Origin of the sequence: Rhodovulum steppense (assembly GCF_004339675.1) — a bacterium.
GTDB lineage: Bacteria > Pseudomonadota > Alphaproteobacteria > Rhodobacterales > Rhodobacteraceae > Rhodovulum > Rhodovulum steppense.
Genome location: NZ_SLVM01000001.1, coordinates 225503 through 236556, shown reverse-complemented (window position 1 = coordinate 236556; position 11054 = coordinate 225503). Strand labels below are relative to the sequence as shown.

Below are 11054 nucleotides of genomic sequence, written 5' to 3'. Positions count from 1 at the left end.
TGGAGCGTGTAGCCCGCATCGAACAGCGCGTCGGCCAGATCGAGCGTGATCTCGAGCGTGCGGCCCGCGCCGACGCTGGCGCCGGTGATGCCGTTTACCTGCGCGGTGTCGCCGCCGGTGGCGCGGTACCAGTCGCTCAGATGCTCGTAGTATTTCGACTTGCCGCCAGCCATCCACAGGCTGCCGACATAGACGCCCGAGGCATCCGTGACGTAGAGCGCGAGATAGGCGCCGTCGCCGCCGTAGTTGTTGAGAGTCGTGGTGAGCGTCACCGGCCGCGCCATGGTGAGGCCCGGGAGCGTCAGCGCGGTGGTCAGGGCGAGCGTTGCGAGAAGCGATTTCATGGAATGTGTCCTTGTTCGGAGAGGTGCTGCGGAGCGGCTCAGTTCACCTGAACCTGCGGGGGCGCGCCGGTCCCGAAGAGGCCGTTCTGCGGCGGCGCGACGGAACCGGCAGGCGCGGGATTGCGGGCGCCGCCGCGGTCGTCGTCCTCATCCTCGTAGTCCATCTCGACGATCTGCAGCGTCCCCGGATCGAGTTTCACCTCGATCTCGCGGCCATCACCGTCCCGGCCCTCGATCTCGTAGCAGCCATCGTCGATCTCGAAGTCCCGCACGGTCCAGCCGTTTGCCTGCGCCACCTGCATCGCGGCCTCGCGGGGCTGCCACTCGCTGCGCGGCACGGAACAGTCATCATCATCGGCCAGGGCCGCGCCTGCCGACAGCAAGGCGACGAGGGAAAGGGCCGTCAGGGTCATTCTCATGGCAGGGTCTCCTTTTCGTCTGCTAAGGCCAATCTGGAGATCCCACCTGAGGGCTTCCTGACGGCACGGCGATTCCCGCTTCAGCTTGCCGTCAGGAAGACGAAGGTCACCGGAAGGGAGAAAGGCCCCGCCCATGAGGGCGAGGCCTGGCGGGCGCCGGACTGCATCCCGCAGCGCGGACGGGATGCAGCTCAGGCGAACTCGAAATGCTCGAACCGCACGCGACGCGGCGTCTGGCCCAGGGCCGCCAGGCCCTTGAGGATCGCGTCCTTCAGGCCCGTCGGACCGCAGAACCAGAGATCGGCCTCGCCGATCGGGAACCGGGCGGATGCGATCAGCCGGTCGGCCGTCAGCCGTCCATCCCATGCGGTCGCGACCAGTTCGAAGCTGAACCCTGGGTTCCGCGCAGCGGCCGCCTGCAAGGTCTCCAACCCGATCGCCTCTTCAGGGGTGCGGACGCAATAGACCAAATGGATGTCACGCCGTTCGGTCTCTGCAAGGCTCTCGGCCCAGGCGAGGAACGGCGTGATGCCGATGCCGCCCGCCAGCCAAATCTGCCGCGTGCCGCCCCTGCGGAAATCGAACCGTCCATAGGGGCCTTCGACCTGCACGCTCATTCCCTCGCGCAGCGCGCCGGGCAGACGCCGGGTCCAGCCGCCGAGTCCCTTGATGGACAGGGTCAGCGCGCCGTCAGGGCGCGGGGCGTTGGAAATCGTGAAGGGGTGCGGCTCGGACAGCCCCGCCTCGGGCGCGCTGAAAAAGACGAACTGCCCCGGCCTCCAGCGCATGGCCCGCCCCTTGGGGCGCAGCGTCACCGCTGTGGTGTCCCCGTGGCGGCCGATCGCGCTGACCGTGAAGTCCCTTCGCCGCAGACGCGGCGCGAGGAACTGGGTATGGACCCAGGCGACAAGCCCGACGAGGCCAAAGACGTTCAGGAGCACCGAGAGCGACGGGTCCACCCCGGCCGGCACGTCGACGAAAAACTGGTGGAACACGACGACGGCGAACAGGACGCCCATGAAGCGATGGCTGAACCGCCAGAGCTGATAGGGAATCTCCAGCCCGGTGAACGGCAGCCTCCGGAACCAGCTGATCGCGACCAGCGCGATCAGGGCGTTGAAGACGAGCTCTCCGGCGTCGCCGGCGATCTCTCCCATCCCGGTCTCGCGGACCCGGCGGCCGAACTCGGGTTCGACGAGGTCGTGCAGGATCATCAGGATCAACGCCGATATGCCCAGCCACTTGTGAACCCCGTAGATGCGGTCTAACCCGCCGAACACGGGTTCCAGCAGGCGCGGGCGAGCCGCGAGGATCAGGGCCTCGCCCATCGCGACGACGGCCGCGGCCCCGAGGGCGATGCCGATGGCCGCCTCCGAGCCGTAGGGCGCGTAGGTGGCGAAGCCCAGGGCGGCCGCCAGAATACACGGCAACGCGACCAGCACGAGGCCCAGGGACATGACGCCACCTGTGGCAGGCTGTCCGGGCAGGGATCGGCGCCCCGGCGTCAGGGAGACCATTCTTGTGCGGCCCGATACATCAGTCACGGCTTCGTCCCTCCCGATCCCGGTGCCGTCGATCATCGTCGTCCTCGTATTCGAACTCGATCACCTCAAGCGTTGCCGGATCGACCGTCACCTCGATCCGGCGCCCCTCGGCATCGGTGCCGTCGATCTCGTAGCAGCCGTCGTCGATCTTGATGCGGCGCACCGTCCAGCCGTTCTCTTCGGCCAGCCGCGCAACCGCATCCCTGGGCTGCCAATCTGCCATCGGCACGAAGCAATCATCGTCGGCCAGCGCCATCCCTGTCGGCATCAGCACGAGAATGCCCAGAATTGTCAGTGTCTTCCTCATGGGCCAAACTCCTCGTTGCGGCCATCTTGGTGCTGCTTGTGCGCGGTGAACCTGACGGCAGCCTGAAGCGCCATCCCCGGCGGCGTCAGCTTTGTGTCAGCCTCGCGGATGATACAGGGTCATCGGGAAAGGAACGAACCGGCCATGCGCATCTTGCTGATCGAGGACGACACGGTTCTGGGCTCCGCCGTGCGGGACCAGATCGCCGACGACGGCCAGTCTGTGGACTGGGTCACGCGGCTGGATGCGGCGGCGGATGCCATGGCGGGTGTCGCCTATGACCTGGTCCTGCTGGACCTGATGCTGCCCGACGGCCGCGGCATCGGCTTTCTGAAGACCCTGCGCGCGCAGGGTGACGTGACGCCCCTCATCATCCTGACCGCGCTCGACCAGGTGTCCGACCGCATTGAGGGCCTGAACGCAGGCGCGGACGACTACCTGGTGAAGCCGTTCGACCTGTCCGAACTGTCGGCCCGGATCGGATCGGTCGCCCGGCGCTACAGTGGCAACCCGAACCCCATTGTGACCCATGGCCCGCTGGAAATCGACCTTGCCGCGCGCAGCGTGCATCGGGAGGGCAAGCCCGTGCCGCTGACAGCGCGGGAATGGGCGCTGTTCGAGGCCTTCCTCGCGCGCCCCGGTCAGCTTCTGTCCAAGGCGCAGCTGGAGGAAAAGCTTTACGCCTTTGACACCGAGGTCGAAAGCAACACGATCGAGGTCCATGTCAGCCGCCTGCGCAAGAAGCTGGGCGCCCGGGTGATCGAGACCGAGCGCGGCCTGGGCTACCGCCTGGGGCGCGCATGAGCTGGCCCGCCAGCCTTCAGGCGCGGCTTGCCCTGTCGGTCGGGCTGGTGCTGACGGTGCTGTGGCTGCTGGCCGCCACGGTCACCGCGGTGCTCGTCCGGGGCGAGATGGACGAGGTCTTCGACAGCGCGCTTCGCGAAACCGCAGAGCGCATCCTGCCGCTGGCGGTTACCGACATCGTCGGGAGGGAAGATCAGGGGGTAACCCAGCGCCTCGCGCCGATCCGCGAGCATGACGAGTTCTTCACCTATCTCGTCCGCGATGCCGAGGGGCGCATCCTCCTGCAATCCCATGCCGCTGATCCGGCCGTGTTCCCGCCCTGGGACGGGCCGGGGTTTCGACAGACCGCGACCCATCGGACTTATAACGACGCGGCGCTCCAGGGGACGATCCGCATCACCGTGGCCGAACCGCTGGCGCATCGCGCGTCGGTCTTGCGGGACATCCAGATGGGACTCGGCCTGCCGCTGCTGATCGTGCTGCCCGTCGCTCTGGCAGCCATCATCCTGGCCGTCCGCTTCAGCCTCGATCCCCTGCGCCGGTTTCGCGCAAGTCTCGAGGCGCGCGGGGCCCGCGACCTCTCGGAGGTGCCCGCGGGCGACCTGCTGACGGAGATCGGCCCGCTGGCTGCAACCCTGAACAGCCTTCTGGCCCGGTTGCGCGAGGCGTTCGAGGCCGAGCGCAGCTTTGCGGCGAACGCCGCCCATGAGCTTCGGACGCCACTGGCAGGCGCCATCGCGCAGGCGCAGAGGCTGCGGTCGGAAACCGGGGACAGGGCGGCAGCACAACGCGCGGCCGATATCGAGGAGGCGCTGAAACGGCTGACGCGCCGGACCGAGCGGATCATGCAACTGGCGCGCGCCGAGGGCGGACGCCTTCAGTCGGAAACGGCCTACGATGCCCGGGCGACCCTGCGCATCGTCATCGAGGACATGGCGCGAAGTCCCGAGGCGCCCGACCTTGCGCTCGACCTTCCCGACAGCCCTGTCCTGTCGACCATCGACCCCGACGCTCTGGGCATCGTCTGCCGGAACCTGGTGGAGAACGCGCTCCGGCATGGAGCCGCACATGGTGAGGTCGGGGTTCTCCTGACCCCAGACGGCGACCTGATCGTCTCGAACGCGGGACCCGTGGTGGACCGCGATCGCCTCGCTCGGCTGACGGAACGTTTCCAGCAGGACGTGCAGAAACCCGGCAGCAGCGGGCTTGGTCTTACCATCGTTGCCGCGATCGCCGACCGGACGGGAAGCAGACTGACACTGGCGTCGCCGCGACCCGGAGCGGCAGATGGGTTTCAAGCGCGGTTCCAGTTGCCCTTAGCGGCGGATGAGGCCTGACCGAGCCTCAAGGCGACGTGGTCGGCATTATCGGGCAGGCATCATCCTGCGATCGACACGCCCAAGGGAAGGGATGTGGTGGTCCGTACAGGCGCGTGCCGTCGGTGTCGTCCACGCTGAGCGCCAGCCAGACCGGCTTGCCCGTGACCTGCGCGCCCATCAGCCCGCCGCGGGCCTGGTCGACCGAGGACATCGTTTCGGGGGCTTCGAGAGCGCCTGACGAGGCATTTCCGCTCCCGTGTGACAGATAGGTCGGGTGGCGGCCCGTTCCAAAGCCTGGAGGGAAGGGCCGCCGCGCCGGGGTGAATATTCCGGGAGCCCCTCACCAACAGGAAAAGGCCGCGGAGGATCCGCGGCCTTTTCATTGGTTCAGAGCCTGGTCGGGGCGGGGGGCGTCAGGCCCGTGAGATCATCGTGTCGTCGGACGGTCTCGCGGTCTCCATCGGAGCCGGCAACCGGAGGCTTGCGTCCCCGGAACCCGGACCGTGGCGGCCCTCAGCGCCGTGCGCGCGTCTTCGCGGCGCGCGGGGCGGCCGCGTCGTCGCCGAGATCGATCTGCGCCCAGCGCGGCGACAGGAACACGTTCCGGCCCGGGGCGCAGCCCTCCTGCATGCCCCACGCCTCGGCAAAATGCCGGGTTTCCAGCCGGGAGGCGCCCTGCAGGACCGCCGTTTCGAGGGCGGCAAGGATGTTCTCGATGCAGAGCCCGAAGCGGTTCCGGCTGGCATGGACCAGGCGGTCGACGAGATCATCCTCGAGGGCCGGCTCCAGGCCGACCCGGGCGCTGAATGACCGAATAACGCCGGCGAGCGCCGCCCCGTCCTTCGCGGGCGACACCGGCGGCAGCGTGACCTTGGAGTAGCGCCGCTTCACCTGGTGGTCGTAGGAGGCGATCTGCCAGAGCGTCTCGATGCCACTGAGGACGACGATCACCGCGCCCTCGCCCTGCATCACCGATTTCAGCATCTTGAGGATATCCTCGACGGCGCGGCCGACACGGAACAGGTCATGCGCCTCGTCGAGCCAGAGGACGACCGTGCCGCGCATCGCCAGCCGATGCCGGACATCGGTCCAGATCTGCCATTCCTTCTTCGACGGCGAGACCTCCGGATAGCCGCTCGCCCGGAGGATCTCGAGCCCGAGGCTCTTGAGCGTCGCGGGGCTCGGAACCTGGACGGCGAGGATGGGCTGGCGCATCGGGTCGTCGCTCTGCAGCGCCGGGTGGGTGCTGAGCACGTGGCGCACGAGCGAGGTCTTGCCGCCGCCCGGGCCTTCCACGACCGCGATGCCGCGGGTTTCGCCGGTGGCGGTGAAGGTGACGGGCGCCGCGGTCAGGGTGCCGTCGGCATCGCGCTTCAGGAGGCGGTCCAGGTGCGCGCGGAACAGATCGTCGCGGGGCGTCCGGATGTACGTCCCGCGCAGGTCCTCCAGCGCCGCGAAGGCGTCGTGGGGGATGTTGGGCATGATGGTCATCTCATCTCTCCTCAAAGGTCCATGTGAGCCCGGGGAGATCGTCCGGACCGGAGGGGCCGGCCGTTCCCTGGTGAGGAGAAGTTGGGTTCGAGGTGTCTTCGGCGGAAAACATTTCTTCCGGTGCCGCAGGCACGGGACCGGTTTCGCCGGCGGTCGCGGCCGTCGGCAGGCTCATGCCCCAGGGATCGGGGGCAGGCGCCTCGGACGCCGCGGTCTCGGTGTCCGCGATGTCGAACCCGATGAACAGGGTGTCCTCTTCCCGCGCGATGCGCTCGGCGGACCACCCCTCGACCAGAAGCCCCATGCGGCGCATCACTCGTTGCCAACCCTGCTCCAGAAGCTCGATTTTCGGGGGTGGTCTCGCCGCAGCGCCTCCAGGAAGGACGCATGGTCCGGGTGAAGCCCCAGGCCGTCACCGCGTCGCCCATGCCAATGTCGAACGCCCCGCCCGAGGCGCGCCCGATCTCGAGGCCGAGGCGCAGGACCGAGGCCAGTTGCGCGGGCACCGCCACCCATTCTCCCACCGGCGCCGCGTTGAGCCGCATCAGGTCGCTGCCCGCGTTCCAGGTCGACATCTGTCCGTCCACCTCTTCCACGGCCGCCTGCAGCGCCGCGCGGATCGGGGCCGGGTCGAAGTCCGGCTCCGCGAAGAACGTGGCCTGCCAGCGCGTGCCCAGGCCCGGGGACGCTGTGCCCGAGGGTATGCCGACTGCCTGGCCGCCCTTGGCCACGATACCGCGTTGCAGGCCTTCCTATGGGAGGATTTCTGCCGGACCCTGAATGCCGACAGCCTGCGGCGCCACCTCAAGGCGCTGCCGGATTTCGAGGATATCGCGGCCGAGGACCGCGCGAAGGCGGTTGCCCGGTCCCATGCCGACTGGATGCTGGCCCTGTGTTTCTTTCTCGACTGGCCCGACCATAACGAAGCCGCACGGCTGATCGAGGCGCGTGCCGCCGATCTGGATGGCGACAGGTACGAGGTGCTGACCCCGGCGGCCGATGCCCTGCAGGCCGAGCATCCGTTGGCCGCCACCCTCGCCCGCCGGGCGATGATCCTCTTCGCCCTCGAAAAGGGTCGATCGAAACGATACGGCCACGCCGCGCGCCACCTGATCGACTGCGCCGCCGCCGATCAGGACATCCCCGCGCGGGCGGGGAACAGATACGGAAAAGGCCCGTCGCGAAGTTCTCGCTCGGGTCATCCCCGCGCGGGCGGGGAACAGTACCCAGCCGAGACGCCCACCTGGCGGGCGGACGGGTCATCCCCGCGCGGGCGGGGAACAGTCAAAAGGCGTCTTGCCGGTAAATTGGCCCGTCGGGTCATCCCCGCGCGGGCGGGGAACAGGAGACCCAGCAGGGTCGAGACGGTGCCCGCTTCGGGTCATCCCCGCGCGGGCGGGGAACAGGTGCCATCGCCGTGCAGCAGCTGCCCTTCCTCCGGGTCATCCCCGCGCGGGCGGGGAACAGGGCGCTAATGGAAAGGGAGCGCCCCCCCCAATCGGGTCATCCCCGCGCGGGCGGGGAACAGGGTCGCTACACCGAATATTACGCCCTCGAAGGCGGGTCATCCCCGCGCGGGCGGGGAACAGACCCGGATGATCGGATCAACGGCGCGGTGTCGCGGGTCATCCCCGCGCGGGCGGGGAACAGATTTTTGCCGGTTCGCTCGCGGGGCGATAGTCCGGGTCATCCCCGCGCGGGCGGGGAACAGTGCCACCCCCATGAACGCATCTTCGATGGCCGCGGGTCATCCCCGCGCGGGCGGGGAACAGACTGGCCCCGCGACTGGACAGCACGCGATGCGCGGGTCATCCCCGCGCGGGCGGGGAACAGATGAGATCGGATCGGCCCTCGATGAAGTCGGTCGGGTCATCCCCGCGCGGGCGGGGAACAGGCACGCGGGACACGCTCGATATTCGCAAGCGCCGGGTCATCCCCGCGCGGGCGGGGAACAGCGAGAAGATCACACCCATGACCCGCGATGAGGCGGGTCATCCCCGCGCGGGCGGGGAACAGCGCGCCTCGAGCGAGGATACGACGGCGTTATTCGGGTCATCCCCGCGCGGGCGGGGAACAGAAAGAAAATCACGCCCATGACCCGCGATGAGGCGGGTCATCCCCGCGCGGGCGGGGAACAGCTGCAAGGCATCGCCAGCATCGAGCCCGTCGTCGGGTCATCCCCGCGCGGGCGGGGAACAGGCCCCGACAGGCCGCGCCCGCCGCGCCACTGCCGGGTCATCCCCGCGCGGGCGGGGAACAGTCGATCAGCCGCTCCAGATCGGCGGTCGGGGTCGGGTCATCCCCGCGCGGGCGGGGAACAGATGGGCCGCGCCGCGCTGCAGGTTGCCGATGCCGGGTCATCCCCGCGCGGGCGGGGAACAGAAGTCACTCAGGCGCGAACCGCGGAACATGCCCGGGTCATCCCCGCGCGGGCGGGGAACAGGACCTGCTGGACGCGTTCGTCGTCGTCTACAACGGGTCATCCCCGCGCGGGCGGGGAACAGCGGATGGTTTGGTTTTGAAGCTTCTCGCGTAGCGGGTCATCCCCGCGCGGGCGGGGAACAGAGACAGTCCCCACAGGGGAGAACTGCGCCGCACGGGTCATCCCCGCGCGGGCGGGGAACAGCCGTATTTCACCTCGTCCATCGCCCCGATGATCGGGTCATCCCCGCGCGGGCGGGGAACAGTCGCCGCACCGGCGCGGTTCTGGAAATCAAGACGGGTCATCCCCGCGCGGGCGGGGAACAGACGCCCAGCATGGCGGGGCCGTCCGCTCGAGCCGGGTCATCCCCGCGCGGGCGGGGAACAGCTAGACGGGAGTTGGGCGAGGCGCTGAATGTCCGGGTCATCCCCGCGCGGGCGGGGAACAGGCGGTGGCGGCATCCAGCGGCGAGCGCTTTGTCGGGTCATCCCCGCGCGGGCGGGGAACAGGCGTGGGAGGTGGATGGATGATTCTGAGCCTCCGGGTCATCCCCGCGCGGGCGGGGAACAGTTGCGGATGCGAGGATTTCGGCACGAACCACGCGGGTCATCCCCGCGCGGGCGGGGAACAGTCTTGCTGCAGTCCCTTGATCTACCGAAAGATTCACGATGTCAAAGCGCGTACCGAACGGTTGGCTTTTCGGTCGCCGCCCTCGCCGACCCAGGTGATCAACGTTCCCGCCCGCGCCGCCAGCGCGACGGCCGCGTGCGATATGCGGGCGCCCGGTTCGAGCATGATCCCTGCCAGACCGCCAATCGGGATCTGGGTGCGCGTACCATCGGCATTGAGGGCGACGAAGGCGCCGTCGGCCACATCGAGCCTGGCACGCTCGACGAAGACCAGCGAGGCGCGGTCCTTCAGCGGGATCGGCCGTGGTGGCGGCAGGCCGGGAAGGGCGCCCCTGCTCATGCGGCCCGACGGATCAGCATCAGGCCGCAGCCGAACGCCTTGGCGCGGCCGAAGCCGCGGGCCAGCCGGGCGAGGAGGGCCTCGGGGTCGGTTACCTCGATACGGCCCTCGAGATCGAGGATGCCGAATTGCGGCTGTCGCAATGGTTGCAGCGCGGGCTGACCGAGGCGGGCCTGGGCGTGGTGCTGATGGAAACCCGGCAGGTGAAGGGGGCGCTGAAGGCCATGCCGATCAAGACCGATCGTCGGGATGCCGAAGGGATCGCCCGCCTGCTTCATCTCGGGCGGTTCCGACCGGTCCACTGCAAGTCGGTCTCGGCCCAGGAGGTTCGCGCGGTGCTGGGCGCGCGCAAGGCGGTGCAGCAGGGGTTCATCGCGCTCGAGATGTCATTGCGCGGGCTCTTGCGGAACTTCGGTCTGAAGGTCGGCTCCATATCGCGCGGCAGGTTTGAACAGCGGATCCGCGAACTGACGGCGGGCAACTCGATGCTGGAGGCGGCGACCGAACCGATGCTGCGCGCGCGACAGTCGCTCCGACAGGAACTGGCCGGGCTGGAACGCCGTGTCCGCCAGCTTGCCCAGGAGGATCCGGCCTGCCGCCGCATGATGTCCATGCCCGGCGTCGGTGCGGTGGTCGCACTGACCTATCGATCGGCGGTGGATGACCCGGACCGCTTCTCGTCCTCGAAGAAGGTCGGGCCATGGGTCGGCTTGACGCCCTCGCGAAACCAATCGGGCGAGCGCGATGTCTCTGGCGGGATCACCAAGGCGGGCGACGTCAACCTTCGACGCGCCCTGTGCCAGGCTGCGACGGTCATGATGCACCGTGGCCGTTCGACCCGGCTGAGAACATGGGCCGCGCAGGTTGCCCGCCGTCGGGGATAGAGGCGCGCGATGGTCGCCTTGGCGCGCCGCATCGGTGTCATCCTGCATAGCATGTGGGTCGAGGATGCCGACTTCCGTGCCGATAGGTCCGGCTCCGAATGTGGGCTGAGGAACCAGGTTACCAACTGACGCCCGCCTGACGGCAGGCCTTCGAGGTCCCCCCAGGGACGCGGTTCCGATGATGCCGTGGTCCGGACTGTTGCCCGCGACACGGAGCACGCCAATGAGATGGGCACATCGGAATTGCATTGAACCAGAATCATGTTGGCGGCCGCCGCGCCGACCACGGACCGAAGCATGCACCCGGGGTGATCTCAGACGAAGGCAGGCCCGCGATGGCGCAGAAGGACGATTGTCTCAACCCGTCCGCTCCTCTGCGGGTGAAATCTCGCGCCCAAAAGAGCTTGACCGGGACGTCCCAGTTACCGAAGTCTGGAGGCTAGCGGCGCCCGGTCACGGGCTTGCCGACGCCATTGGTCGTCAGCGGCACCGCGACTTCGTTCGGGCTGTCGCGCATGTCCTCGACCGCGGCATCGACATGGAGCGTGTAG

At 68.8% G+C, this 11054-nt stretch carries 10 protein-coding genes, 5 pseudogenes and 1 CRISPR repeat array; of the genes and pseudogenes, 4 read left to right on the top strand and 11 right to left on the bottom strand.

All coding sequences use genetic code 11. The annotated features are described in order from the left end of the window. From EV216_RS01165 to EV216_RS01150, 4 genes are all read right to left on the bottom strand, one after another. The coding region (locus tag EV216_RS01165; protein ID WP_132693208.1) for a DUF2271 domain-containing protein at window positions 1–344 on the bottom strand (344 nt) is incomplete at its 3' end. 38 nt (window positions 345–382) lie between these two features. Continuing rightward, window positions 383–763 carry a PepSY domain-containing protein gene (locus tag EV216_RS01160; RefSeq protein WP_132693207.1) on the bottom strand — a complete coding sequence of 127 codons (381 nt, stop codon included), beginning with the start codon at window positions 761–763 and terminating at the stop codon, window positions 383–385. A 191-nt stretch (window positions 764–954) separates the two neighbouring features. After that, the gene (locus EV216_RS01155; RefSeq protein WP_132693206.1) at window positions 955–2343 is read right to left on the bottom strand and encodes a ferredoxin reductase family protein; all 1389 of its coding nucleotides are present in this window, start codon (window positions 2341–2343) and stop codon (window positions 955–957) included. Next, window positions 2300–2614: a PepSY domain-containing protein gene (locus EV216_RS01150; RefSeq protein WP_132693205.1), complete on the bottom strand. Its 315-nt coding sequence runs from the start codon at window positions 2612–2614 to the stop codon at window positions 2300–2302. The genes EV216_RS01155 and EV216_RS01150 overlap by 44 nt, the downstream gene beginning before the upstream one ends. A 144-nt stretch (window positions 2615–2758) precedes the next feature. Here EV216_RS01150 and EV216_RS01145 point away from each other — a divergent pair, with 144 nt between their 5' ends. After that, window positions 2759–3418, top strand: coding sequence for a response regulator transcription factor (locus EV216_RS01145; protein ID WP_132693204.1), 660 nt, complete (start codon window positions 2759–2761; stop codon window positions 3416–3418). After that, window positions 3415–4755: a sensor histidine kinase gene (locus EV216_RS01140; RefSeq protein ID WP_132693203.1), complete on the top strand. Its 1341-nt coding sequence runs from the start codon at window positions 3415–3417 to the stop codon at window positions 4753–4755. The genes EV216_RS01145 and EV216_RS01140 overlap by 4 nt, the downstream gene beginning before the upstream one ends. Window positions 4756–4843: 88 nt before the next feature. Here EV216_RS01140 and EV216_RS18535 read toward each other — a convergent pair. From EV216_RS18535 to EV216_RS18810, 4 genes and pseudogenes are all read right to left on the bottom strand, one after another. Then, window positions 4844–4954 (bottom strand): annotated as a pseudogene (locus EV216_RS18535) (homocysteine S-methyltransferase); the annotation flags it as partial. Between the two features lie 296 nt (window positions 4955–5250). Further along, a complete protein-coding gene (locus EV216_RS01130) occupies window positions 5251–6228 on the bottom strand; it encodes a TniB family NTP-binding protein (protein WP_132693202.1) in 978 nt (325 codons plus the stop codon). A gap of 1 nt (window position 6229) precedes the next feature. Continuing rightward, window positions 6230–6532, bottom strand: a complete 303-nt coding sequence (locus EV216_RS18815; RefSeq protein WP_165899093.1) for a hypothetical protein — start codon at window positions 6530–6532, stop codon at window positions 6230–6232. A gap of 94 nt (window positions 6533–6626) precedes the next feature. Next, a pseudogene (locus tag EV216_RS18810) lies at window positions 6627–6905 on the bottom strand (FAD:protein FMN transferase); the annotation flags it as partial. A gap of 63 nt (window positions 6906–6968) precedes the next feature. Here EV216_RS18810 and EV216_RS18845 point away from each other — a divergent pair. Next, window positions 6969–7313 (top strand): annotated as a pseudogene (locus tag EV216_RS18845) (DUF6880 family protein); the annotation flags it as partial. A 48-nt stretch (window positions 7314–7361) separates the two neighbouring features. Next, window positions 7362–9281: a CRISPR direct-repeat array (repeat unit 29 nt; unit sequence CGGGTCATCCCCGCGCGGGCGGGGAACAG). A gap of 32 nt (window positions 9282–9313) precedes the next feature. On the opposite strand, the gene EV216_RS01115 reads toward EV216_RS18845, so the two are convergent. Next, the gene (locus EV216_RS01115) at window positions 9314–9619 is read right to left on the bottom strand and encodes a CRISPR-associated endonuclease Cas1 (protein ID WP_243641925.1); all 306 of its coding nucleotides are present in this window, start codon (window positions 9617–9619) and stop codon (window positions 9314–9316) included. After that, window positions 9616–9762, bottom strand: a complete 147-nt coding sequence (locus EV216_RS18530) for a type I-E CRISPR-associated protein Cas6/Cse3/CasE (RefSeq protein ID WP_243641924.1) — start codon at window positions 9760–9762, stop codon at window positions 9616–9618. Before EV216_RS18530 ends, EV216_RS01115 begins: the two co-directional genes overlap by 4 nt. Here EV216_RS18530 and EV216_RS01105 point away from each other — a divergent pair. Then, a pseudogene (locus EV216_RS01105) lies at window positions 9754–10632 on the top strand (IS110 family RNA-guided transposase); the annotation flags it as partial. The gene EV216_RS18530 and the pseudogene EV216_RS01105 sit on opposite strands and share 9 nt — an antisense overlap. Before the next feature lie 310 nt (window positions 10633–10942). On the opposite strand, the pseudogene EV216_RS18525 reads toward EV216_RS01105, so the two are convergent. After that, window positions 10943–11053 (bottom strand): annotated as a pseudogene (locus EV216_RS18525) (DUF2271 domain-containing protein); the annotation flags it as partial. Window position 11054: the final 1 nt, after the last annotated feature.